Raw genomic sequence first — 23,366 nt, forward strand, 5'->3', positions numbered from 1 at the left:
CAGCCGGGCCGTTCACCGGCCCCCGCCAACCGGGTCAACGCTCCAGCAGCAGGCGCCCGCCCGAGATCTCCAGCCGCCCGAAACGCTGCAGATAAGACATCCCCAACAGCGATTCGGCCATCTCCCCCTCGTTGACGAAAGCCGTCACGCCGTGGTCCGTCATCCCCGGCAGGCCAATCTCGTCCAGCACGACACGCGCGGTGCGCACCGCACCGTTGGCGGTCATCGCCACGCCGGTATAGCGCAGCCGCTCTGGATCGATCCCGGCCCGCCGCGCATCCTCTTCCAGCAGAACGATCGATGATGCCCCGGTATCCACCACGAACCGTATCGGCTCGCCGTTGACGTCCAGCGTCAGGTAATAATGCCCGTCGGGGCTGCGCGGCACCTCGATCTGGCCGGCGTCCGCAAAGACCGCCTGTCGCAGCACCACCGTGTCGCGAATGTCATCCCACAGGCCGACGGCCGACACCGTGCCCAGAAAGATCAACCCCCAGAGCAGGGCGAACTGCATCATCTTGCCCATCGCACTGCGGTTGGCGACGATAAACCAGAACAGCACCGCGCCCAGCAGCAGTGCCAGATATATCAGTTGTCCAACGTCCAGACTGTCCACGCGCACACTCCTTCCGCCCAAAGATAGGGCGGGGCAGGGCGGATTACGAGGCCAACCCCGAAGCAAGTCCGAAAGCGCGCAGCCCGTCCAGCACGAACTGCACCGCCAGGGCGGCCAGCAGCATCCCCAGAAGACGGGTCACCACCACGATCCCGGTGCGCCCCAGCGCCCGTTCCAGCAGCCCGGCGGCCAGAAACAGCACCAGCACCAGCGCCACCACCGCCATCATCACGCCAAGCACCCAGAAATAGCCCTCGATCCCCGGTTTCTCGCCGGTCAGAAGGATCATCGAAGCGATGGCCCCGGGTCCGGCAATCAGCGGGATCGCCAGCGGAAACACCGAGGGGTCGGGCCGGTCATCGTCTTCCTCCGCCCTGTCCTCGCGCCGCTTGGTGCGGCGCTCGAACAGCATGTCCAGAGCGGTCAGAAACAGCAGCAGCCCGCCGGCGATCCGGAACGCCGGCATCGAGATCCCGATGAACTCCAGCACCGATTCTCCAAGCGCCCCGAACAGCGCCAGGATCACCACGCCGACCGCGCAGGCCCGATAGGCGATCGCCCGCCGCGCCTTTGCCGACATCCCCGAGGTCATCGCCACGAAAAGCGGCGTCAGCCCGATCGGGTCTACCACCACGAACAGCGTGACAAACGCGGATATCAGAAAGGCACTGTCCATCATCTCACCCTCCACGGCCTTCACCATCTGTCAACAGATCGCTCAGACCTCCACCGCCTCCAGCTTTTCCAGCGCCGCCATCCACAGGGCTTCCGCCCGCGCCAGCCCGTCCTCGACCTCGGCGAACTTCTTGTTCCACTGCGCCAGCTCGGCGGTCTTGGCCGCGTCGTATATTTTCGGATCGGCCAGCTTGCGCGACAGCTTGTCCCGCATGTCGCTGATCTTCGCGACCCGTTCCTCGCACTTGCGCACCTCGGCCTTCAGCGCCAGCACCCGGTCCCGCGACGCCCGCTTGGGTTTCTCCACCTTCGGCTTCTCGGGTTTCGCCGGCTTGTCCGAAGACAGCAGCAACCGGCGATAGGATTCCAGGTCGTCGTCGTAGGGCTTCACCGTCCCGTCCGACACCAGCCACAGCCGGTCCGCCACCATGCTCAGAAGGTGCATGTCGTGGCTCACCAGGATCACCGCGCCATTGTAAAGCGTCAGCGCCTCGACCAGCGCCTCGCGGCTCTCGATATCAAGGTGGTTGGTCGGCTCGTCGAGGATCAGCAGGTGCGGCGCATGCAGCGTCGCCAGCAGCAGCGAAAGCCGCGCCTTCTGCCCGCCCGACAGCCGGCCCACCTCGGTCCCGGCCTGGTCCGCGCCCAGCCCGAAGCCCGCCAGCTGCGCCCGCAGCTTGGTGGGCAGCACCTCCGGCCGCGCCCGTTGCAAGTGCTGCAAGGGCGTCTCGTCGACGTGCAACTCGTCCACCTGGTGCTGCGCGAAGAAGCCGATGCGCAGCTTGTTCGACCGCACCATCTTGCCCGACATCAGCGGCAGCCGGTCCGACAGCAGCTTGGCCAGCGTCGACTTGCCCTGGCCGTTCTTGCCCAGCAGGGCGATCCGGTCGTCATGGTCGATCCTGAGGTCCAGCTTGCGCAGCACCGGCCTGCCGTCATAACCGGTCTCGCCACCCTCGATGGCGATGATCGGCGGCGAAAGCTGTTCAGGCTGCGGGAAGGTGAAGACCTTGCGCGCCGCATCCTCGGGCGCCGCCACCAGGTCGATCTTCTCGATCATCTTCAGCCGCGCCTGCGCCTGCTTGGCCTTCGACGCCTTGGCCCGGAAGCGGTCGACGAAGCTCTGCAGATGCGCCACCCGTGCCTGCTGCTTCTTGGCCATCGCCGATTGCACCGCCCGTTGCTCGGCCCGGGTCCGCGCGAACTGATCGTAGGGGCCCTGGTACAGCGTCAGCTTGCGGTCCTCCAGGTGCAGGATCGCCCCCACCGCGCGGTTCAGCAGCCCCCGGTCGTGCGAGATGATGATCACCGTATGCGGATAGCGCGCCAGATAGCTCTCCAGCCACAACGCGCCTTCAAGGTCGAGATAGTTGGTCGGCTCGTCCAGCAGCAGCAGGTCGGGCTGCGCAAACAGCACGCCGGCCAGCGCCACCCGCATCCGCCAGCCGCCCGAAAAGGCCGAGCACGGCATCGCCTGTTCGGCATCGTCGAACCCCAGTCCCTTCAGGATCGACGAGGCCCTTGCCTCTGCCGACCAGGCGTCGATGTCCGCCAGCCGGGTCTGCACCTCGGCGATTCGCGTGGCATCCTGCGCTACCTCGGCCTCGGCCATCAGCGCCGCGCGCTCCGTATCGGCCGCCAGCACCGTGTCCAGCAGCGACACCTCCGACGACGGCACCTCCTGCGCCACGCCACCAATCCGCGCCCGCGACGGCAGGCTGATCTCGCCCGACTCCAGCGGCAGCTCGCCCCGGATCAACCGGAACAACGTGGTCTTGCCCGCGCCGTTCCGCCCCACCAGCCCGACCTTGTGCCCCGCCGGAATGCGCGCGCCGGCCTCTTCGAACAGGGGCCGGCCCTCGACCGCGTAAGTGATATCGTTCAATGTCAACATGGGCTGCGCTCTAGCAGAGCCCCGGGCCCCGCGCCAGAGGGGCTTCTTCTGGCCGGAAACATCCCGGGGGCCCTGGCGGCTGGCCCCCAACCAACAAAACCTGCGCGCCGCAGGCGCTCCTTGAAATCACGCCCCCTTCCCATGCCTGACACCCCATGCTATCGCGACCGCGGAATTTCATGCGGGCCGGGGGCATTCCCCGGCCTTTCAACAGGAGAACGCCCCGATGGCCACCCAACGCACCCTCTCGATCATCAAGCCCGACGCCACCCGCCGCAACCTGACCGGCAAGATCAACGCCAAGTTCGAAGACGCCGGCCTGCGCATCGTCGCGCAGAAACGCATCCAGCTGACCAAGGCACAGGCCGGCAAGTTCTACGAAGTCCACGCCGAGCGTCCGTTCTACGACGAACTGTGCGAATTCATGGCCTCCGAGCCGGTGGTGGTGCAGGTTCTCGAAGGCGACGACGCCATCCAGAAGAACCGTGACGTCATGGGCGCCACCAACCCCTCCGACGCGGCCCCCGGCACCATCCGCGCCGAATTCGCCGAATCCGTGGGCGAGAACTCGGTCCACGGCTCCGACGCACCGGAAACCGCCGAGGTCGAGATCGCCTACTTCTTCTCCGGCCTTGAACTGGTGGGCTGAGCCCTAGCTACATGCCCTGAATGCCGCCCTCGCGGGGGCGGCATTTTCGTCTCCGCAATCCGAGGCCGCCCGATGACCGCCAAGACCTGGAAAACCCTCAAGCACGACACCGTCTACGAAGCGCCGCCCTTCCTGCGCGTCGCCCGTGAAGCGGTCGAATTGCCCGACGGCACGGTGGTCGACGACTTCTACCAGGTTCACCTGCGCCCCTTTGTCTCGGTGGTGCCGATGACACCCGACGGCCGGGTGCTGATCCTCGAGCAATACAAGCACGGACCGCGCTGCGTCTCGATCACCTTTCCGGGCGGGTTCGTCGACGCCGGCGAAGCCCCCGAAGAGGCCGGCCGCCGCGAGTTGATGGAGGAAACCGGCTATACCGCCGGGCGCTTCATCCCGCTGGGCTCCTATGTCGACAACGGCAACCAGCGCGGCTGCGCCGGCAGCTATTTTCTCGCGCTCGATTGCGAAAAGGTCGCCGAGGCCGATCCCGGCGATCTCGAGGAAATGGAGGTCAGCTTCGCCACCCCCGCCGAGCTTGACGCCGCCCTCGGCACCCCGCGTTTCGCTATCACCCACATGGCCGCTGCCTGGGCTTTCGCCCGCATGAAGCTCTGAGCGCCCCGCCAGGTCGCACCGCCGCCCGCAGCCACCCAGGAACGCAGCCCCGGACTTGATCCGGGGCCTCTCTCCAAACCTCCGGAAAAATCCCCGATCAAGCCCGCGCCGCACGTCACCGCCGCGCCCGCACCCCGATCTCGTCCAGCATCCGCTCCAACTCCGACCTTGGCGCCGCCTCCGCCTTCAGCGCGTCGAACCGCTTGCGCAGCGCCGCCTTCTCCTCTCCCTTGCAGTCGTTCCAGGGCCGGCCCTGCAATGCCATTACCAGCACGTAATAGCCGATGAAATGAGGCTGCGTCCCGGTTGCCAGCAGCCGCGCATAGGCCGCGTCCGCCCCCAGTGCCCGCAACTCTTCCGCCGATCCGATCCCGGCACGCGCGCAGGCCGCCTCCATCGCCGGGCCAAGGTTGCGGATCGATGATACCGGCGTGTTCATGCCCGCACCCCTGCCGCAAAGGCCACCACGCCGTGCAGTGCCCGCACCAGACCCTCGTCCGGCAAGGTCAGCGCAATCCGCACATGCCCCGCCGCCGCCCGGCCGAAGCTCTCGCCCGGCATCACCGCGATATGCCGCTCCTCCAGCAGCCGCCGCGCGAAGGCCGTGCCGCTCATCCCGGTGTTCCGCACATCCAGCATCAGATACATCGCCCCCTCCGGCGCCACCACGCGCAGCACATCCTGTGCCCCGAAGACCTCTAGCGCCAGCTCGCGCCGCCGCCGGAACGGTGCGGCAACCTCGTCCTCCAGCCAGGCACCTTCGTCCAGCGCAAACAGCGCCGCATCCTGAATATACCCCGGTACGCCGTATGTTGTATGCGTCGCCAGGTCGATCAGCGCCGAAACCGCGTCCTCCGGACCCGCCAGCCAGCCGACCCGGCTGCCGGTCATCGCGTGGCTCTTCGACATCGACCCCACCACCAGCGTCCGCTCGGCCATGTGGGGCAGGGCGCGTGGGCTCAGGTGCGCGCCCTCCCAGACCATCGTGTCATAGACCTCGTCCGAGATCAGCCACAGGTCCCGCCGCCGGCACACCCCCGCAATCGCTTCCAGCGTCTCGCGCCCATAGACCGCCCCCGTCGGATTGTTCGGCGTGTTGATCAGCAGCGCCGATGCGCCTGCCGCCGCTGACTCAATATCCTCCGCCGCCGGTCGAAACCCGGCCTGTGCCCGCGCAGGCACCGCCACCGGCACCGCGCCGGCCGCCCGGATCGTCCCCGGATAGGTGGCATAGAACGGATCGACGAACATCGCCCGGTCCCCCGGTTCACAGGCCGCCATCAGCGCCGCGAACAGCGCCGCCTGTCCGCCCGGCGTGATCAGCACGTTGTCGCGCCCGGTCCGCACCCCGGTCCGCTCTGTCAGCCGCGCCGCCACCTTGTCGCGCAGCCCGTCCACACCCGGCACCATCGCATAGCCGGTGTGTCCGCCGCGCGCCGCCCGGTGAAGCTCGTCAAGCACCCTCGGATGCGTGCCCACGTCATGCTCGCCGATGGTCAGCTCGGTCACCGCGATGCCCTCGGCCAGCATCTGCCGGGCGCGATAGAACACCTCCCAGCCGTCATCCCCGGCGGCCACCCCGGTCAGCCGATCCGAAACCTTCACGCCGGTCCCGGCTCCAGCGCGGCCTGCACCGTCTTCGGCAGCTTGGCCCGCACGATCCGGTAGGAGGCCAGCAGCCGGTCGCGCAGCTCGTCCGCACCGATGTCGTCCGGCCCGTCGCCGATCCGGTCGAACGGGATCTGCACCCAGGACCGGTGAAGATAAGGTGCCTTCACCGCGCGCCCCAACGCGATCAGCATCGCGGCCGCATCAACGTCCTCGGTCTTTACGCTCACCCCGACACCCATGCTGCCGACATTGGCAAACATCTTGCCACCCACTTTCCAGGCGTCATGACCACCGCCCCAGGGATCCGAGACCTCGGCCCCCGGCAGCGCCCTGCAAATCGTGTTGACCCGTTCTCGTGACATGGCCGCAAGGTGGCCGCTTCCGGGGGCATCGACAAGCAATCTGATGATACCGGGGGGGCTTTTGTACAAAACAGGGGGTGGTTTTGTACAATTTGTACAAAACTCACCCCGCATCCTCCGGTGTGTCCCCCAGCAAATAGCGCGGCCCCCGCCCAAGCTGCGCCGCCCGGTCGTCGGGGTTGTACAGTTTGCACCGGTCCAGCGACAGGCAGCCGCAGCCAATACAGCCATCCAGCTTCTCCCGCAGGCTTTGCATCTGCGCGATGCGCGCATCAAGTATGCGCCCGAAGTCATTGGAAATAAGCGTCCAATCAGCCTTGGTCGGGGTGCGATTGTCGGGCAGCGTGGCCAGGGCGTCGCGGATCTCCGCGATCGAGAATCCCAGCCCCTGCGCGATCCTGACGAAGCTGAGCCGGCGGATATCCGACCGTTCAAAACTCCTCTGGCCCCCGGCATTGCGCGTCGGATGCACCAGTCCCTGATCCTCGTAATACCGCACCGCCGACACCGCGAGCCCGGTGCGCCCGGCGACGAATCCGATCGTCAAACCACGTGACGCCATTTGTCTAACCTCTGTCAGTCATGACAACTTTCTTGTTGAGCTAAAGTATACTTGAGGCCCTACACTGGCGCCATCACAATTCGGAAGGGCCCTGCAATGGCACATCTAGAACACGTCAACATCACCGTCGACGACCCCGACAAGACCGCAACGATCCTCTGCGACCTGTTCGGCTGGCACATCCGCTGGCAAGGTGAGAGCATGGGCGGCCATTCGGTGCATGTCGGGACGCAGGACAGCTACGTTGCGCTTTATGCGCCGCAGGGCCGGACCGAGGATCGGCGCCGTAGATACGCCTACCTCGGCGCGCTGAATCACATTGGCGTCGTCGTGAAAGATATTGATAAAACCGAGGCAATGGTAAAGTCCGCAGGCTTCGTTCCGGGCAATCACGCGGACTACGAACCCGGCCGCAGGTTTTATTTCGAAGGTCCCGATGGTGTCGAATACGAAGTCGTCAGCTACGATTGACCGTCGTCGCGGACCCCGCAGACAACCCTCCAATTTCAGGTGAGCAACAGTGAACAACCCTCTGACGTTTCTTCTACTTTACGTTGGCTTCATGACCGGCCTCAACTTCCCGCTGGGCAAACTGGCCGGGAATGCGCAGGTGCCGCCGGCGCTGTGGGCGCTCGTCATCTCGGTCGGAGCTTCGCTGGCCCTGCTGCCGATCCTCTTGGCCCGTGGCACGCTGGCCCTGCCGCGCGGTGCCGCGCTGCGTTATGTGGTGCTCGCTGGCCTGATCACCTTCGTTGGGGCCAACCTGTTGGTTTTCGCAGCAATTCCGCACGTCGGGGCCGGTCAGGTCGGGATGATGTTCGCCCTCTCGCCGGTCTTCACCCTGGGCCTTTCGCTGCTGTTCGGCCTGCGCGCACCCAAGCTGACGGGTCTTGTCGGGATCGCGCTAGGCCTTGCCGGAGCCATGCTCGTCGCGCTTGGACGCGGCGACCTGGGCGGATCCGCCGGTTGGGCCATGGCCGCCGTGGGCATCCCCGTCATCCTCGCCATCGGCAATGTCTACCGCACGCTCGACTGGCCGCAGGGGGTGGAGCCGATGGCACTGGCCTTCTGGAGCCACCTGACCGCGGCCGTGGTCTTTGCTGGCCTCATTGCATTCACTTCTGCCGGCAATAATTTGATAACATTGATGGAAATACCAACCGAAACCCTCGCTCAGATGCTGGTCGCCGGTGCAACCTTTCCGGCCTTCTTCCGCCTGCAACGGCTTGGCGGTCCGGTGATGCTCAGCCAGATCGGGTATGTCGCCGCCGCGACCGGCATGGCTGCGGCCGTCCTGCTTCTGGGCGAGCGTTACGGTCCGCTGACATGGCTTGGCGCCGGCCTGATTGCCCTTGGCATCGTCTTCACCCTGCGCGATCAGCGCGCACCCGGAAAACCGCGCTTGGCCGACGGCAAACCCTGTGCTACATGACCGGTATGAGCAAGCGCACGATCATTATTCGCTGCATTACCCGCTGACATCGTCGGCGGGCCTGCTCTTGTTTCCTTTGTGAACCGATCTTGCTAAGCCCGCCGCGAGCATCCGTGCGCGCCGAGGAGAGGCCATGACCGAGATCAGACTGCACAACACGAAGACCCGTCGCAAGGAGGTCTTCACTCCGATCGATCCGGCGGACGTGCGGATTTACCTTTGTGGTCCAACGGTTTACGACCGCGCGCACCTTGGGAATGCGCGCAACGTGATCATGTTCGACGTGCTGTTCCGGCTGTTGCGGCATGTCTATGGGGCAGAGCATGTGACCTATGTGCGCAACTTCACCGACGTCGACGACAAGATCAACGCGCGCGCGGCAGAGACCGGACGCTCGATCGGCGAGATCACGGCCGAGACGACGCAGTGGTATCTGGACGACATGGCCGCCCTCGGCACGCTTGAGCCGACCGAGATGCCAAGGGCGACCGAGTACATTCCGCAGATGATCGAGATGATCGAGACCCTGATCGCGCGCGGCCATGCCTATGCCGCCGACGGCCACGTTCTCTTCGCCGTGGAAAGCTTTGACAAGTATGGGAAACTGTCCGGTCGCAGCATCGACGACATGATCGCCGGCGCGCGGGTTGAGGTGGCGCCCTACAAGCGCAACCCGATGGACTTCGTGCTGTGGAAGCCCTCGGCAGACGACCTGCCCGGGTGGGACAGCCCATGGGGGCGCGGCCGTCCCGGCTGGCATATCGAGTGCTCGGCCATGTCGCACGCCCTGCTGGGCGCGTCCTTCGACATCCATGGCGGCGGCAACGACCTGATGTTCCCGCACCACGAAAACGAGGTCGCGCAAAGCTGCTGCGCCCATCCCGAGGGCGATTTCGCCCGTGTCTGGCTGCACAACGAGATGCTGCAGGTGGAAGGGCGCAAAATGTCGAAGTCTCTGGGTAATTTCTTTACCGTCAGGGACTTGCTGGACGAAGGTGTCCCGGGTGAGGTGATCCGTTTCGTGTTCCTCAGCACCCACTACGGCAAGCCGATGGACTGGACCGCGAAGAAGCGCGACGAAGCCGAGGCGGTACTTCGGAAGTGGCGCGCGCTTACGGTGAATGTAGATGCCGGCGATGTGCCCGAGGCGGTGCTGACGGTCGTGGCGGACGATCTGAACACGGCGGGAGCCATCGCGGAATTGCACAGACTTGCCGCCGCCGGTGACACCCCGGCTCTGAAGGCCGGGGCGGCGTTGCTCGGGTTGCTGGGCGAAGCGCTCGGCGGATGGGATAGCATCGACGTCGATCTGACCCCGCTGGCTGGAAAGCTTTCAATGTCGCGGGAAAAGGCCATGGAAACCAAGGATTTTTCCGAAGTCGACGCGATGAAGCAGGCGCTGATCGCCGCCGGGGTGGAAGTGCGGATGAGCAAGGCGGGGGTCGAGCTAGTGCCGGGTCCGGGCTTCGATGCCGGCAAGCTGGAGGGACTCTGATGGCGGAGCGTCTTTACCTCTACGACACCACATTGCGCGATGGTCAGCAAACGCAGGGCGTGCAGTTCTCGACCGCCGAGAAGGTGCGGATCGCCGAGGCTCTGGATGGGCTGGGGCTCGATTACATCGAGGGCGGATGGCCGGGGGCGAACCCGACCGACTCGGCGTTTTTCGAGGCGGCGCCGAAGACCCGCGCAAAGATGACGGCCTTCGGCATGACCAAGCGCGCCGGCATGAGCGCCGAGAACGACGATGTGCTGGCGGCGGTGATGAACGCCGGGACGGGATCGGTCTGTCTTGTCGGCAAGGCGCACAGCTGGCACGTCGAGGCGGCGCTGGGGATCACCACGGCCGAGAACACCGACAACGTGGCGCGCTCGGTGGCGCATATCGCAAGCCAGGGGCGCGAGGCCCTGTTCGATGCGGAGCATTTCTTCGATGGCTACAAGGCCGATCCGGAGTATGCGCTGGAGACCCTGCGGACCGCGCTGGATGCCGGGGCGCGTTGGGTCGTGCTGTGTGACACCAACGGCGGCACCCTTCCGGGAGAGATCGGCCGGATCGTCACCGAGGTAATCGCGGCAGGCATTCCCGGCGACAAGCTGGGCATTCACACCCACAACGACACCGAGAACGCGGTCGCGGGTTCCCTTGCTGCCGTCGAGGCCGGGGCGCGGCAGGTGCAGGGCACGCTGAACGGGCTGGGTGAACGCTGCGGCAACGCCAACCTGACGACGCTGATCCCGACCTTGCTGCTCAAGGAGCCCTTCGCCAGCGGTTTCGAGATCGGGGTCCGGCGCGATGCGCTGAAAGGCCTGCTCCGTATCAGCCGGATGCTGGACGAGATCCTCAACCGCGTGCCGCAGCGGCAGGCCGCCTATGTCGGCGCCAGCGCCTTTGCGCACAAGGCCGGGCTGCATGCCAGCGCCATCCTGAAGAACCCGGCAACCTATGAGCATGTCGACCCGGCCGAGGTCGGCAATGCGCGGATCATTCCGATGTCGAACCAGGCCGGGCAATCGAACCTGCGGCAGCGGCTGTCGGATGCCGGGCTGTCTGTCGAAAAGGGCGATCCGGCGCTGGGGCGCATCCTTGAACGGGTCAAGGCGCGGGAAACCGACGGCTATTCCTATGACGGGGCACAGGCGTCCTTCGAATTGCTGGCGCGGGACGAGTTGGGGCAGATGCAGCGGTTCTTCGAACTGGATCGCTATCGGGTGACGGTGGAGCGGCGGCGCAATGCGCTGGGGCGGATCGTCAGCGCGTCCGAGGCCGTGGTGGCGGTGACGATCGACGGCGAGCAGATCCTTTCGGTCAGCGAAAGCCATGACGACGAGGGCAATGACCGGGGGCCGGTCAACGCGCTGAGCCAGGCGTTGAAGCGGGACCTGGGCAAGTACCAGGCTTCGATCGACGACATGCACCTGGTGGATTTCAAGGTGCGCATCACCCAGGGCGGGACCGAGGCCGTCACCCGCGTCATCATCGACAGCGAGGATGGCGAGGGGCGGCGGTGGTCGACGGTGGGGGTCAGCCCGAACATCGTCGATGCCTCGATGGAGGCGCTGCTGGATGCGATCCGCTGGAAGCTGATCCGCGACACGGCGGCCGGATGATCGACGGCTGGCAGGCCTGCGCGGCCATCGTCGAGACAGGCGATTCCGACCGGTTTGCCAGCGCCATGGCGGCCCCGGTCGCGGCGCGGGAAAAGCTGTTCCCGCTCTATGCCTTCAACCTCGAGGTGGCGCGCGCGCCCTGGGTGACGCAGGAGCCGATGATCGCCGAGATGCGGCTGCAGTGGTGGCGCGACGCTCTGGATGAGATTGCCGCGGGCAGGGTGGTGCGGAGGCACGAGGTGGTGACGCCGCTGGCGCAGGTGGTCAGCCGCGATCAGGCGCACCTGCTGGACGGTCTGGTGGCGGCGCGACGCTGGGATATCGGGCGCGAGGCGTTTGAGGATCGCGATGCCTTTGACAGCTACATCGACCGGACGGCCGGCCACCTGATGTGGGTCGCGGCGGCGTGTCTGGGGGCCAGGGACGAGGCCGCGGTGCGGGATTTTGCATGGGGCGCCGGGGTTGCGGCCTATTTTCAGGCAGTGCCGGAGCTAGAGGCGCGGGGGCGCATCCCCTTGGTCGATGGCCGCCCCGAGGCGGTGCGCGGGCTGGCCGAGGAAGCCCTGCTGCGGATGCGGCAGGGCAAGCACGTGGTGAAACGGGCGCGGCCGGCGCTCTGGGCCGGGTGGCAGGCAGAGGCGGTGCTCCGGCAGGTTGTCGCGGCGCCGGGCCGCGTGGCCGAGGGATCGCTGGGCCTGTCGGAGTTCCGCCGCAAGGCGGGGCTGCTGCGGCGGTCGATGCTGGGCGCGGTCTGAGCGGCGAAAATTCGTCGACGAATTTTGAAAAATCCGTTGACGGATTTTGGCCCGTCCGGATCAGGCGGGGGCGCTTCGGGGCCGGAGCATCAGCCAGATCAGTGCGCCGCCCGCCAGCACCAGAAACGGCGCCATGGCGAGGTTGACCGCCGTCCAGCCGGCTTGCGCGGTGCTGCCGGAGCAGTTCATCAGGCCTCCGGAGGCGAGTGAGGCCACGGAAACCCCGCCAAAGACGATAAGGTCGTTCATGCCCTGCATCCGTCCGCGCTCTTCCGGGGAATGGGCCGAGGCCAGCATGGTGGTGGCACCGATGAAGCCGAAGTTCCAGCCGAAGCCCAGCAGTGCCAGCGCAATGAAGAAGTTGCCGAGTTCGACACCTGCCAGCGCAACGGCCCCGGCGGCGGCGAGAATCATCAGGCCCAGCGCCATGATGCGTTCGACCCCGAAGCGGGCGATCAGGTGGCCGGTGAAGAACGAGGGCGCGAACATCGCCAGCACATGGGCGGTGACCACGTCGGCCGCGTCGCCCTTGTCGAAGCCGCAGCCCACCACGGCCAGCGGCGTCGAGGTCATCACCAGGTTCATCAGCGCGTAGCTCACCATGGCGCAGATCACGGCGACGGCGATGCGCGGCGTGGTGATGAGCTGCCACCTCGTGCGGCCAATGGGCGAATCGTGCGAGGGCGCCGGGGGCTTGGGAATGTCGAGAAAGAGGAACAGCAAAGCGCCAATCAGGTTGAAGGCGATCACCGCGGCATAGGTGCCGAGGAAGGGAATGACGTAGGCATCCGCCGTCAGCTTCACCACCTGCGGACCGATCACGGCCGAGGCCAGCCCGCCCGCCATCACGTAAGAGATCGCCTTGGGGCGGAAGTCATCGGGCGCGGTGTCGGCGGCGGCGAAGCGGTAGAAACCCTGCGCCGACATGTAGATACCGGTCAGGAAGGAGCCTGCGAGGAACAGCGGGAAGCTTTGCAGGTAGAGCGCGTAGGCACCGATCAGCCCGCCGGCAGCGCCGCCGAGCGCGCCGACGTAGAACCCTGCGCGGCGGCCATGGCGCTGCATGAAATTGGAGATTGGGGTGGCGGTCAGCATCGAGCCGATCACGATCAGCGAGATCGGCAGAGTGGCGAAACAGGGGTTCGCGGCCAGCGACTGCCCGGCCAGACCGCCAATGGTGAAGATCATCGGCATCTGCGCGCCGAGGATCGCCTGCGCCAGCACCAGCACGACGACATTGCGTTTCGCGCGGCGGTGATCGGTCATGTCGGTGGGGGCGGCTGTCTCGGTCATGGCTCAGCGGTATAGGGCAATCGCGGGGGCGGCAAGGGGTGGCGGAGGAGCGTCGGCTCACGCTATGCCTCTCGACATGGTGGATGCGGATATCGTGATCATTGGCGGCTCGGCGGAGGCGCGTGCGTTGGCAGCGCGGCTGGCGGGACGCGCGGTGGTGGTGCTGCCCGTGGCAGAGCGGATGGCGCAGTACTGGGCGGTGCCGGTGGTGAAGATCGCGGCGATCGACTGGGTGCAGGTGCGGCTGGTGGTCGATGCCTCGCATCCCAACGACGCGCATTCCTCGCGCATGGCGAAAGGGCTGGCCGAGAGGTCCCGGAGCGGGGTCCGGGACGGGGCGGCCCTGCTGCGGCTGGAGCGGCCTCCGTGGCGGCCGGGGCGTCGGGATCGCTGGGTGCGGCTGAGACGCGAGGCGGATGCCGCGCGTCACGTGGTGCCGGGCGAACGGGTGTTGCTGGCAACGGGGCGCGAGACGCTGCGCCGGTTTGCCTGCCTGCGCGGGGTTTATGTCTATGCGCGTCAGATCACCGCGCATGACGACGTGTTCCCCTTGCCGCGCGGGCGGTTCCTGACGGGCGAGGCGCCGTTTTCGGTGGCCGGCGAAAAGGCGATGATGCAGCGGCTTGGGATCGACTGGCTGATCCTGCGCAATGCCGGCGGGCGGGGCGGCTGGCCGAAGCTTGAGGCGGCGCGGCAAATGGGGTTGCGGGTCGGCATGCTGGATCGCCCTAAATTGCCGGAGGCACCGGTGGTGCGAAGCGTGAGCGAAGCGGTTCGGAGGATCGAGGCATGGCTGTAGGGCGGATCATCGAGACGGACGACTGCGTGGCCGAAGGCGTGGACTGGTTGCGGCGCAACGATCCGCGCCTTGCGCCGGCGCTGGACATCGGGCCATTGCCGTTGCGGCGCCGGGCGGACGGGTTCGCCCAGCTGCTGAACGCGATTGTCAGTCAGCAGGTCTCGGTCGCCTCGGCCGAGGCGGTCTGGCGCAAGATGTCGGCGGCGGGCGTGGTGACGCCGGAGGCGGTGCTGGCGGCTACGGACGGGGACCTGCGCGCGCTGGGGCTGAGCCGGCAGAAGGCGATCTATGCGCGGGCGCTGGCAGAGGCGGGGATCGACTATGCGGCCTTGCGCGACCTGCCGGACGACGAGGTGATCCGCAGGCTGGTGGCGGTCAAGGGCATCGGCGTCTGGACGGCAGAGGTCTACGCGATGTTTTCGCTCGGCCGCGCGGATGTCTTCGCACCGGGGGATCTGGCGATGCAGGAGGCGGCGCGGGTGCTGCTGAACTTGCCCGAGCGGCCGAAGGAGCGGGCGTTTCGTCAGATGGCGGAAGCGTGGTCGCCATGGCGGTCGGTTGCGGCCCGGGCGCTCTGGGCCTACTACATGCAGGCAAAGGACAGGGAAGGAATTCGATGACCCGCGTTTTGACATCCGGCCGCAAGGAACCGGTATCCGGCACCACCCGCTCGGTGGTGATCTTCCTGCATGGTTACGGCGCCAACGGGGCCGATCTGTTGGGGCTGGCCGATCCGCTGGGCGAGCACCTGCCGGACACGCTGTTCCTGTCGCCCGACGCGCCCGAGGCCTGCGCCGGGGCGCCGATGGGATTTCAGTGGTTCCCGATCCCGTGGATCGACGGGTCGTCGCAGGAAGAGGCCGAGGCGGGCATGGCGCGCGCGGTCGAGGATCTGAACGCCTATCTCGATTCGGTAATGGTGGATGAGGACGTGCTGCCCGAGCAGGTCGCCTTGTTCGGTTTCTCGCAAGGCACGATGATGTCGCTGCACGTGGCGCCGCGCCGCGAGGATGAAATGGCCGGGGTCGTTGGCTTCTCGGGGCGGCTGCTGTCACCCGAAGCGCTGGAGGACGAGGCGGTGAGCTTTCCGCCGATCCTGCTGGTGCATGGCGATCAGGACGACGTGGTGCCGCCGCAATCCCTGCCGGAAGCGGCGGAGGCGTTGCAGAAGGCCGGGTTCAAGGAAGTCTTTGCGCATGTCATGAAAGGCACGGCGCACGGCATCGCGCCGGACGGCCTGGGCGTGGCGCTGGCATTTCTGCGGGACAAATGCGGGTTCTAAGGCGGACGGGATACCGGGGGCTCTGCCCCCGCCGTCGGCTCCCACGGTATACTTTCGGCCAGAAGAAGGACCCGGGCACTCAGCCCTTTTGCGGCTTGGTGGGGTCCTGGCCGTTGGGATAGACAAGCCCTGCCGAGATCACCAGCTTGGCGGCCTGTTCGACGCTCATGTCAAGTTCGATCACGTCCTCTACGGGGACGAACAGCAGAAAGCCCGAGGTCGGGTTGGGCGTTGTCGGCAGAAACACCGACATCAGGCCGCTGCTGGTCTCGGCGCGCTTGGCGATCTCGCCCTTGGCCTGGGTCGAGATGAAGCCAATCGCCCAGATGCCACGGCGCGGGTATTCGATCAGGCAGGCCTTCTCGAAGCTGCGGTCTTCCTGGTTGAAGACGGTCTCGGCAATCTGCTTCACGCCCGAGTAGATCGAACGCACCACCGGCACACGGTCGACGAGGCTCTCGGCGTAGCGCACCAGCGAGCGGCCGATGATGCCCTTGGCGATCCAGCCGACGAACAGGGTGAACAACAAAAAGACGATGACGCCGACGCCGCGCACGTTGACCGGTATCCAGTCGGGGTCGTTGGGGTCGCGCATCCCGAGGAAGCGGTTCAGCAGCGGCTCGGGATGGTAGGCATCGGGCACGAAGGGCAGGACGAAGCCGTCGACCCAGCCGATCACCGACCAGATCAGCCACATGGTCAGGCCGACCGGCGCAATCACCACCAGCCCGGTCAGGAACGACGCGCGGAAACGCGAAACCCAGCTCGGCCGATGCCGGGGCGGGATGTCTTCGTCGAATGGTGTGGTCATGCGGCCGTCGTTCCCCTGGTCGTCCCCGCAGGAAAGCTAGGTGCGCGGCGGGTCAATCTCAATGGGCCGGGCGGCCCGGGGATCGGTTATCCGTCGAATTTGTTCAATGCACAAGCGATCTCGGCCCCGAGGCGGGCGTTGTTGCGGACCAGTGCAATGTTTGCGGTCAGCGAGCGGCCTTCGGTCAACTCGTAGATGCGTTGCAGCAGATACGGCGTGACGTCCTTGCCGGCGATGGCGTGGGTCTCGGCATCCGCGAGGGCGCGGGCAATGACCGGATCGATCTCGGTACGGGGAATCTCGGCCTCGGCGGGGATCGGGTTGGCGATCAGCTGGCCGCCCGAGAGGCCAAGGGCGCGGCGCATCCGGTGGGCGCGGGCGATTGTGGCCGCGTCATCCATGCGCAGCGGCGCGGAGAAGGCCGAGGTGGCGGACCAAAAGGCGGGAAAGGCCTTCTGGCCGTAGGCGATGACCGGGACGCCAAGGGTTTCGAGCACTTCCAGCGTCTTCGACAGGTCGAGAATGGCCTTGGCGCCGGCAGCGACGACGGTGACGCCAGTGCGGCTGAGTTCCTGAAGGTCGGCGGAGATGTCGAAGCTCCGCTCGGCGCCGCGGTGGACGCCGCCGATGCCGCCCGTGGAAAAGACCTCGATCCCCGCCTTTGCCGCGCCGATCATGGTGGCGGCGACGGTGGTGGCGCCGGTGCCGCCCGTAGCGAGGCAGGCGGCCATGTCGGCGCGCGACAGCTTCGCGGCGCCACGGGTCTGGGCGAGGGCTTCGAGTTGCGTATCGTCGAGGCCGATACAAAGCTGGCCTTCTATCACGGCGATCGTGGCCGGGGTGGCGCCGTTGTCGCGGATCACCTGTTCGACGCCGCGCGCCATCTCCAGGTTTTGCGGATAGGGCATGCCGTGGGTGATGATCGTGCTTTCCAGGGCGACCAGCGGGCGATTCTCGTCACGCGCCTTGGCGACCTCGGCGGAATAGCGGATGTCAATCATGCGGGGTCTCTCCTGATACGTAGCGGGCGGCGGCGGTCAGCGCGCGGTGCAGCGCGGCGGCGCGGTCCTGTCCTGCGGCCTCGGCGGCCATGTGGGCGGCCATGAAGGTGTCGCCGGCGCCGGTGACGCGGGTGACCAGCACCTGCGGCGGCGATTCGGTGACCGTGTCTGTCGGGTCGGCGTCAGCGGAAGGATTGCCTCCGTCGGTGACCAACGCGCGTTTGGCGCCGCGCCGGACGAGTTCCGCGGCGGCGGCTTCGGCGTTGGGAAACTCCTGTTGACAGAGGATCCCCGCCTCTTCGCGGTTGACGTAAAGCACCGCGCCGGGACGTCGCACGAAGGGCATCAGGCGCTCGGCCTTGCCGGGCGAGGCCGGCGCGACGCGCAGGTCGGCTTGGGCGAAGGCGGGGTCGCGGGCGATCTTGCCCAGCAGATGTTCGGTCAGGTTGCCATCCAGCGCGATGAGGCCGGTGTAGGGTGCGTCGGCGCTGCCGAGACGGCCGTCGGTAAGGGGGCGGAGGATCTTGTCGTCGGCGGCTTCCAGCGAATGGGCGTCGGCGATGGCGGCGATCAGCCCGTTGGCGCCCTCGACCGCCATGTAGCGATCGGTCGGCAGGTCGTCGGAGCGATAGAGGTATCGGCAGTCCAGCCCCATATCCTCGCATTCGCCGACCAGCACGTCGCCCAGCACATCGCGGCCCACCGCGCTGAGCAGCGCCGGGCGCAACCCGAAGCGGCGCAGTGTCATCGCGATGTTGAGCGCCACGCCACCGGGGATCTGGGTGATGCGGCCGGGCACGTCGCTGCCCTGTCGCATGACCGAAGCCGAGCGGCCGATCACATCCCAGAGTACGGAGCCGATGCAGAGTACGTCAGTCATGCGTGAGCTTGTGACGCGAAACTTTTTCTGCCGCAAGCCGTAGGTTTGGGTTGTACCTGTCGGGATGCGCGGCATTCTGCGGGCAATTCGAGCAGGGAGTGTGTGGATGCGTAATTTTCTGGCCGCCGTGGCGGTGCTTTGGGCGGCGCTGGGGGCCGGGGTGGCCTCAAGCCACGAGGTGATGCCGACGATTGCCGACCTGGCGGTGGCGGACGGCGCGGTCGAAATGCGATTGCGGATCAATGCCGAGGCCTTCGCGGTGGGCATTGATCTCGACGGGCTGGAAGACACCGACGCGACCGACCGCTCGGACGATTACGATACGCTGCGCGCCCTGCCGGCGGACGAGATGCGCGACCGCTTTGCCCCCGTGGCCGAGGAGATGGCGAACCGGATCGTGCTGGAGAGCGGCGGCGAAGCGGTGCCGCTCGAGGTGACGGGTGTCGAGATCGGCGCGCTGGGCAATCCGGAGTTCGTGCGTGAGAGTACCCTGTCATTGCGCGGGCAGCTTGCCAGCAGCACCGCACCGCTGGTGCTGCGCTGGCCGGATGGCTACGGCACGCTGGTGCTGCGGCAGATGGGCGTCGAGGACGGCTATACCGGGATCATCGAGGGCGGCGAGGCAAGCGACGAGATCGTGCCGGGGCAGGGCGGTACGGCTTCGGGCTGGCAGACCTTTGTCGACTACGTGCCAGTGGGCTTCGATCATATCCTGCCCAAGGGGCTGGACCATATCCTGTTTGTGCTGGGGCTGTTCTTCCTGTCGACGCGGCTGGGGCCGCTGCTGTGGCAGGTCACGGCCTTCACCGCCGCGCACACAGTGACACTGGCGCTGGGAGCGCTGGGGATCGTCAATGTGCCGGGGTCGATCGTGGAGCCGATCATCGCGGCCTCGATCGTCTATGTCGCGGTGGAGAACATTTTCTCGCCCCGGATGCATGCCTGGCGGCCGGTGGTGGTGTTCTGCTTCGGGCTGCTGCACGGGCTGGGCTTTGCCAGCGTGCTGGGCGAATTCGGGCTGCCGGCCGGGCAATTCGTGCCAGCGCTCCTGGGGTTCAACGTGGGTGTCGAACTGGGGCAGCTCACGGTGATCGCGCTGGCCTTCCTCGCGGTGGGGCTGTGGTTCGGCCGCAAAAGCTTCTACCGGCCTTTCATCGCGGTGCCGGCCTCGGTGGTGATCGCGCTGGTGGGGGCCTATTGGTTCGTGGAACGGGTGATCTGACGGCGGGATGGGTGCCTAGCACCCATCCTACGGCTCACGCCGCGATCTCGACCCAGACAGGCACATGGTCTGAGGGCTTGTCACGGCCACGCACGGCGCTGTCGATCTGGCAATCGACAAGCAGATCGGCACATTCAGGCGTCAGCAGAAGGTGGTCGATGCGGATGCCGTTGTTTCTTTGCCAAGCCCCGGCCTGATAATCCCAGAAGGTGTAGTGGCCCGGGCCGGGGGTGCGGACGCGAAAGGCGTCGGTATAGCCGGGATGGATGATTCGCCGGAATGCCGCGCGGCTCGCAGGCAGGAATAGGGCGTCGCCCTCCCATTGCTTCGGCGTCTCTGCATCTTCTGATTGAGGAATTATATTGAAATCTCCCGCTATAATTGCGTGAGCCTCTTCTGCCAATAGCGTTTCGGACCGCGATTTCAGCCGTTCCATCCAGGCCAGCTTGTAATCGTATTTCGGGCCGGGCACCGGATTGCCATTCGGCAGGTAGAGCCCGCAGATCCGCACCGCGGTATGGTCGCCCATTACCGTCGCCTCGATCCAGCGGGCCTGTTCGTCGCTGTCGTCTCCGGGCAGGCCGCGGGTGACATCCTCGAGCGGCAGCCGCGACAGGATGGCCACCCCGTTGAAGCCCTTTTGCCCATGGGTTTCAACGTTGTAACCCATGTCTTCGAAATGCTCGCGCGGGAAGTTCTCATCGACCGACTTGATCTCCTGCAACAGCGCGACGTCGGGCGCGGCCTCGGTCAGCCAGTCGGTCAGCGCGTTGATACGCGCCTTGATTCCATTGATGTTGAAAGTCGCGATCTTCAATTCGCCCTCCTGCACATACCGGCACACTATCCTTTGCAATGGGCGGAAAACAAGACGGGCGAATTGGAAGCACCCGCGCGATTCGCAGGCAGATCCCGGCACAACCCGCGATTTAAGAAGAAACAGACCGTGCGATTAATATTTGTGCGGACCGGATTTTGTGTAAAAATTGCAGGTAAATGTATACCGTTATTTGTGTGGATAACAGACTTATCCACAAGCTATGGTTGAAAAAATATTTGCCATGCCCGGTAAGGGGGAGAATTCTGAGCTCGTGTAAAACACCTCAGCTCAGGAGATAACCATGCTGGCACTTGTTCAAGAAACCATTAACGAAACCGAAGAACTGGTCATCGAAACCACCGAAATCTCGACCGGTGATCACGTCGACACCATGATGTGCTGCTCGGTCGAAGACGGCACCGACATGTTCGACGGTGACCAGGTTCAGGCGATGATGTGCTGCTCGTAAGAGCCGCGCGTCACTGACACGCCCGGGCCGGGCGCATTCCCAGTCATCGGAGGACCTGACTATGTCGAACGTTGTCTATTTGAATGTGGCCGGCCCCAAAGAACGGCGGGCAGCGCGCGCAGGCGCGCTCATCCGCAGCTTTGCCGCGCATCGGCGCGGCCCCGAGGATGTGTTCTGGCTCAAGGAAAATGCCGAGCTGGTGAATATTCTCGAATGTACGGGGCAAGAGGTTCCGGCAACGCTGCTGGAGCCTTACGCCGCCTTCTACGACACCGCGCGCGAGAAGCTGGCCTTCTTTCCGCAATACTACCGGTTCATTCTGTCGCTCACGCTCGATCTCGAAGCACTCGGGATCGGCGGCGATTCGGCCGAGGCGATGTGCGCCTGGGCGATGCGTCAGGATCTTGCAGGCGGAGAGACGTCAGATATCCAGCGGCTTGAGGCGCAACGGCTTATGCGCCGTCGCGGGTACGATCCGCTGGGCAATCGCGGCGACGCTGAAGCGCGTCTGCGTGACTTCATAGCGCGTCCGGAACGCTTCGCATTGCCCAATAAAAAGGCTGCCTTCGAACTGACCCACATCGTATTCTACCTGTCAGAATATGGCAGGAAGAACCCGGAGCTTGGGCCGAATGCACTGCGATCGCTCGAAAATGCAGGCATTTTGGCTTTTCTGGACGGGAACTTGGATCTTCTTGCTGAGATCTGCGTGGCAATGCGCTATGCAGGATACAACCCATCGGTGATTTGGGAAGATTGGGTCGCGCAGAAGATGACGGACGTTCAGGTTTCACAAACCGAGGAGATTGCCGGGCAGCGCCCGGTTCAGGACCTCTATCATGAGTTCCTGACCGCGAATTGGCTGGCCGGCACCAAAGGCGATGGGATGTTCGCCGGCGTTCCCGCCGTGGCATCAAAAGGACGATTGAGCTTTCATCGCCAGACCGCGGCGCGCGGCGCCCTGGGTGAGATTTCGCGCAAACTGTTCCACATGGGCAGCGAGCGCTGCGAGATCTGGGCCGCCATGCGCGACCGGATCGAGGCCGCCCTGTCCGGACCGGCGCGTCATCGCCTTGAGCAGGCGGAAGCCTCGACCGGCCAATTCGACGCATTCTTCGAAGACTTCTCCCGCGCACAGAAGGTCAGCGCCTGATGGTGGCGCCGAGACGCATGACGCTGCCGGTGCTCGGCATCTGCCTGATGGCAGTCTATACCGTTCTCATCACCTTTTCCGACGCGCTGACCAAATACCTTGCGCAATCCTACGACGCACCACAGTTGCTCAGCATCGTGGCGCTTCTGATCGCGCTGATGTCGCTGGGCTCGGGCCGGATGGCCCGCGACCAGGCCAAGGGCAGCCTGCGCACCTCTTGCCCGGGCACCATGGCGATCCGCGCGGCGCTGACCGTGCTGGCGACACTGATGTTCTTTCACGCCCTTGCGACGCTTGTCTTCGCGCAGGTCTTCCTGTTCATCGCGCTGGTGCCGCTTTTCTCGGCGCTGATGTCGGGGCCTATTCTGGGCGAACGGGTTCCGGTGTCGGCGTGGATCGCGCTGGCCTGCGGCTTCGTCGGGGTGCTCTGCATGGTCGAGGTCGACCTGTCGGCGCTTACCTATGGCCATGTCTGCGCCTTCATAGGATCGGTCGCGGGCACCGCGTCAATCGTGCTGGCGCGCTACATCGGCCGGCACGAGCAGAATTCGCTGGCGCAGGTGTTCTATCCGCAGGCGGCGGTGTTTCTGTCGATGGTGATGCTGGCGCCGATGGGCTGGCAGCCTATGCCGCTGTTCGACCTGACGATGGTGACGCTCTGCGCGGTGGTACTGTTCTCGGCACGGCTGCTGCTGGTGATCGCGCTCAGACATCTGACTGCCTATGCGGTGACACCGCTGATGAACCTTCAGTTCGTCTGGATGGTGCTGATCGGGCTGGTGTTCTTCAACGAGGTCCCGGCGGCCAGCACCTTCATCGGCGCGATGATCGTCATGGTCTCGGGCATCTACTTGGTGCTTGAACAGCACCATCAGCACCATCAGCAGCGCGGCGGGCCGGTATCCGCGGCCACGCCCATGTTTCGCAAACCCGCGCTGAGCCGCGTCACCAACTAGATCGAGAACGACGTGCCGCAGCCGCAGGAGCTGCTGGCATTGGGGTTTTCGATCACGAAGCGCGCGCCGATCAGTTCTTCGCTGAAGTCGATCACGGCCTCGGTCAGAAACGGCAGCGAGACCTTGTCGACCACAACCTTTTCGCCGTGGCCCTCCATCACGAGGTCGTCATCTGCAGGCTCGTCGAGGCGGATATCGTACTGAAACCCCGAGCATCCACCACCCTCGACCGCGACCCGCAGGGCCTTGCCCTCGTCAGCGGCACCGATCTCGGCCAGGCGTGCGAAGGCCCTGTCGGTGACTTTCGGCGGCAACTGCATGACATTTCTCCATATTTCCGTGTATTCCCGCCTTGCGGCGGTTTTCACGTGTCTCGCGCTGCAATATAGATTTCCCGC

At 65.7% G+C, this 23,366-nt stretch carries 27 protein-coding genes; 14 read left to right on the top strand and 13 right to left on the bottom strand.

What is annotated here, in order from left to right; translation table 11 throughout:
* Window positions 1–34: 34 nt before the first annotated feature.
* The 3 genes from AC04PT_RS01805 to AC04PT_RS01815 are packed head-to-tail and all read right to left on the bottom strand — an operon-like array spanning window position 35 to window position 3,185.
* On the bottom strand, window positions 35–616 hold the full coding sequence (locus AC04PT_RS01805) for a retropepsin-like aspartic protease family protein (RefSeq protein WP_482871776.1): 582 nt from the start codon (window positions 614–616) through the stop codon (window positions 35–37).
* 43 nt (window positions 617–659) lie between these two features.
* A complete protein-coding gene (locus tag AC04PT_RS01810; protein ID WP_482872429.1) occupies window positions 660–1,295 on the bottom strand; it encodes a MarC family protein in 636 nt (211 codons plus the stop codon).
* Between the two features lie 39 nt (window positions 1,296–1,334).
* Complete coding sequence (locus tag AC04PT_RS01815) at window positions 1,335–3,185, bottom strand: ABC-F family ATP-binding cassette domain-containing protein (protein WP_482871778.1); 1,851 nt, start codon at window positions 3,183–3,185, stop codon at window positions 1,335–1,337.
* 226 nt (window positions 3,186–3,411) lie between these two features.
* Between AC04PT_RS01815 and ndk the strand changes: the two genes are divergently transcribed.
* Together ndk and AC04PT_RS01825 are read left to right on the top strand one after the other, a co-directional pair.
* Window positions 3,412–3,834 carry a nucleoside-diphosphate kinase gene (gene ndk / locus AC04PT_RS01820; protein ID WP_482871779.1) on the top strand — a complete coding sequence of 141 codons (423 nt, stop codon included), beginning with the start codon at window positions 3,412–3,414 and terminating at the stop codon, window positions 3,832–3,834.
* Between the two features lie 72 nt (window positions 3,835–3,906).
* Window positions 3,907–4,449 carry an NUDIX hydrolase gene (locus AC04PT_RS01825; protein WP_482871780.1) on the top strand — a complete coding sequence of 181 codons (543 nt, stop codon included), beginning with the start codon at window positions 3,907–3,909 and terminating at the stop codon, window positions 4,447–4,449.
* A gap of 115 nt (window positions 4,450–4,564) precedes the next feature.
* On the opposite strand, the gene AC04PT_RS01830 is transcribed toward AC04PT_RS01825, so the two are convergent.
* From AC04PT_RS01830 to soxR, 4 genes are all read right to left on the bottom strand, one after another.
* Complete coding sequence (locus AC04PT_RS01830) at window positions 4,565–4,888, bottom strand: TfoX/Sxy family DNA transformation protein (protein ID WP_482871781.1); 324 nt, start codon at window positions 4,886–4,888, stop codon at window positions 4,565–4,567.
* Window positions 4,885–6,054 carry a pyridoxal phosphate-dependent aminotransferase gene (locus AC04PT_RS01835; RefSeq protein ID WP_482871782.1) on the bottom strand — a complete coding sequence of 390 codons (1,170 nt, stop codon included), beginning with the start codon at window positions 6,052–6,054 and terminating at the stop codon, window positions 4,885–4,887. Before AC04PT_RS01835 ends, AC04PT_RS01830 begins: the two co-directional genes overlap by 4 nt.
* Window positions 6,051–6,422, bottom strand: a complete 372-nt coding sequence (locus tag AC04PT_RS01840; protein ID WP_482871783.1) for an MmcQ/YjbR family DNA-binding protein — start codon at window positions 6,420–6,422, stop codon at window positions 6,051–6,053. Before AC04PT_RS01840 ends, AC04PT_RS01835 begins: the two co-directional genes overlap by 4 nt.
* A 103-nt stretch (window positions 6,423–6,525) precedes the next feature.
* Complete coding sequence (gene soxR, locus AC04PT_RS01845; RefSeq protein WP_482871784.1) at window positions 6,526–6,984, bottom strand: redox-sensitive transcriptional activator SoxR; 459 nt, start codon at window positions 6,982–6,984, stop codon at window positions 6,526–6,528.
* Between the two features lie 96 nt (window positions 6,985–7,080).
* Here soxR and AC04PT_RS01850 point away from each other — a divergent pair, with 96 nt between their 5' ends.
* The 5 genes from AC04PT_RS01850 to AC04PT_RS01870 all read left to right on the top strand — a co-directional run bounded on the left by AC04PT_RS01850 (window position 7,081) and on the right by AC04PT_RS01870 (window position 12,282).
* Entirely contained in the window at window positions 7,081–7,455 is a 375-nt protein-coding gene (locus tag AC04PT_RS01850; RefSeq protein WP_482871785.1) for a VOC family protein, read from the top strand.
* A gap of 49 nt (window positions 7,456–7,504) precedes the next feature.
* On the top strand, window positions 7,505–8,416 hold the full coding sequence (locus tag AC04PT_RS01855) for a DMT family transporter (RefSeq protein ID WP_482871786.1): 912 nt from the start codon (window positions 7,505–7,507) through the stop codon (window positions 8,414–8,416).
* Window positions 8,417–8,549: 133 nt separating this feature from the next.
* A complete protein-coding gene (gene cysS / locus AC04PT_RS01860) occupies window positions 8,550–9,911 on the top strand; it encodes a cysteine--tRNA ligase (protein WP_482871787.1) in 1,362 nt (453 codons plus the stop codon).
* Window positions 9,911–11,527, top strand: a complete 1,617-nt coding sequence (gene cimA, locus AC04PT_RS01865; protein ID WP_482871788.1) for a citramalate synthase — start codon at window positions 9,911–9,913, stop codon at window positions 11,525–11,527. The genes cysS and cimA overlap by 1 nt, the downstream gene beginning before the upstream one ends.
* Window positions 11,524–12,282: a squalene/phytoene synthase family protein gene (locus AC04PT_RS01870; protein ID WP_482871790.1), complete on the top strand. Its 759-nt coding sequence runs from the start codon at window positions 11,524–11,526 to the stop codon at window positions 12,280–12,282. Before cimA ends, AC04PT_RS01870 begins: the two co-directional genes overlap by 4 nt.
* Window positions 12,283–12,342: 60 nt before the next feature.
* On the opposite strand, the gene AC04PT_RS01875 is transcribed toward AC04PT_RS01870, so the two are convergent.
* Window positions 12,343–13,575: an MFS transporter gene (locus tag AC04PT_RS01875; protein ID WP_482871791.1), complete on the bottom strand. Its 1,233-nt coding sequence runs from the start codon at window positions 13,573–13,575 to the stop codon at window positions 12,343–12,345.
* A 64-nt stretch (window positions 13,576–13,639) separates the two neighbouring features.
* Here AC04PT_RS01875 and AC04PT_RS01880 point away from each other — a divergent pair, with 64 nt between their 5' ends.
* From AC04PT_RS01880 to AC04PT_RS01890, 3 genes are read left to right on the top strand one after another with little or no spacing between them, the layout of a single operon-like run.
* On the top strand, window positions 13,640–14,374 hold the full coding sequence (locus AC04PT_RS01880) for a precorrin-6A/cobalt-precorrin-6A reductase (protein WP_482871792.1): 735 nt from the start codon (window positions 13,640–13,642) through the stop codon (window positions 14,372–14,374).
* Window positions 14,365–14,994, top strand: a complete 630-nt coding sequence (locus tag AC04PT_RS01885; RefSeq protein ID WP_482871793.1) for a DNA-3-methyladenine glycosylase family protein — start codon at window positions 14,365–14,367, stop codon at window positions 14,992–14,994. The genes AC04PT_RS01880 and AC04PT_RS01885 overlap by 10 nt, the downstream gene beginning before the upstream one ends.
* On the top strand, window positions 14,991–15,656 hold the full coding sequence (locus AC04PT_RS01890; protein ID WP_482871794.1) for an alpha/beta hydrolase: 666 nt from the start codon (window positions 14,991–14,993) through the stop codon (window positions 15,654–15,656). Before AC04PT_RS01885 ends, AC04PT_RS01890 begins: the two co-directional genes overlap by 4 nt.
* 79 nt (window positions 15,657–15,735) lie before the next feature.
* Here the strand turns inward: AC04PT_RS01890 and AC04PT_RS01895 are convergent, their stop codons facing one another.
* The 3 genes from AC04PT_RS01895 to AC04PT_RS01905 all read right to left on the bottom strand — a co-directional run bounded on the left by AC04PT_RS01895 (window position 15,736) and on the right by AC04PT_RS01905 (window position 18,348).
* Window positions 15,736–16,467 (bottom strand): DUF502 domain-containing protein, encoded by a 732-nt coding sequence (locus AC04PT_RS01895; protein ID WP_482871796.1) that lies wholly within the window; start codon window positions 16,465–16,467, stop codon window positions 15,736–15,738.
* Window positions 16,468–16,553: 86 nt separating this feature from the next.
* Window positions 16,554–17,468: a pseudouridine-5'-phosphate glycosidase gene (locus AC04PT_RS01900; RefSeq protein ID WP_482871797.1), complete on the bottom strand. Its 915-nt coding sequence runs from the start codon at window positions 17,466–17,468 to the stop codon at window positions 16,554–16,556.
* A complete protein-coding gene (locus tag AC04PT_RS01905; protein WP_482871798.1) occupies window positions 17,461–18,348 on the bottom strand; it encodes a PfkB family carbohydrate kinase in 888 nt (295 codons plus the stop codon). Before AC04PT_RS01905 ends, AC04PT_RS01900 begins: the two co-directional genes overlap by 8 nt.
* Before the next feature lie 106 nt (window positions 18,349–18,454).
* Between AC04PT_RS01905 and AC04PT_RS01910 the strand changes: the two genes are divergently transcribed.
* The gene (locus AC04PT_RS01910; RefSeq protein WP_482871799.1) at window positions 18,455–19,570 is read left to right on the top strand and encodes a HupE/UreJ family protein; all 1,116 of its coding nucleotides are present in this window, start codon (window positions 18,455–18,457) and stop codon (window positions 19,568–19,570) included.
* A gap of 34 nt (window positions 19,571–19,604) precedes the next feature.
* Here the strand turns inward: AC04PT_RS01910 and xth are convergent, their stop codons facing one another.
* A complete protein-coding gene (gene xth / locus AC04PT_RS01915; protein WP_482871800.1) occupies window positions 19,605–20,387 on the bottom strand; it encodes an exodeoxyribonuclease III in 783 nt (260 codons plus the stop codon).
* 304 nt (window positions 20,388–20,691) lie between these two features.
* On the opposite strand from xth, the gene AC04PT_RS01920 reads away from it, so the two are divergent.
* The 3 genes from AC04PT_RS01920 to AC04PT_RS01930 all read left to right on the top strand — a co-directional run bounded on the left by AC04PT_RS01920 (window position 20,692) and on the right by AC04PT_RS01930 (window position 22,968).
* Entirely contained in the window at window positions 20,692–20,859 is a 168-nt protein-coding gene (locus AC04PT_RS01920) for a hypothetical protein (RefSeq protein ID WP_482871801.1), read from the top strand.
* Between the two features lie 61 nt (window positions 20,860–20,920).
* On the top strand, window positions 20,921–22,012 hold the full coding sequence (locus AC04PT_RS01925) for a DUF6902 family protein (protein ID WP_482871802.1): 1,092 nt from the start codon (window positions 20,921–20,923) through the stop codon (window positions 22,010–22,012).
* Window positions 22,012–22,968 carry a DMT family transporter gene (locus AC04PT_RS01930; protein ID WP_482871803.1) on the top strand — a complete coding sequence of 319 codons (957 nt, stop codon included), beginning with the start codon at window positions 22,012–22,014 and terminating at the stop codon, window positions 22,966–22,968. Before AC04PT_RS01925 ends, AC04PT_RS01930 begins: the two co-directional genes overlap by 1 nt.
* On the opposite strand, the gene AC04PT_RS01935 is transcribed toward AC04PT_RS01930, so the two are convergent.
* Complete coding sequence (locus tag AC04PT_RS01935) at window positions 22,965–23,288, bottom strand: HesB/IscA family protein (RefSeq protein WP_482871804.1); 324 nt, start codon at window positions 23,286–23,288, stop codon at window positions 22,965–22,967. The two genes, AC04PT_RS01930 and AC04PT_RS01935, sit on opposite strands and share 4 nt — an antisense overlap.
* Window positions 23,289–23,366: the final 78 nt, after the last annotated feature.

This window comes from Litorisediminivivens sp. KMU-197, from assembly GCF_056858395.1.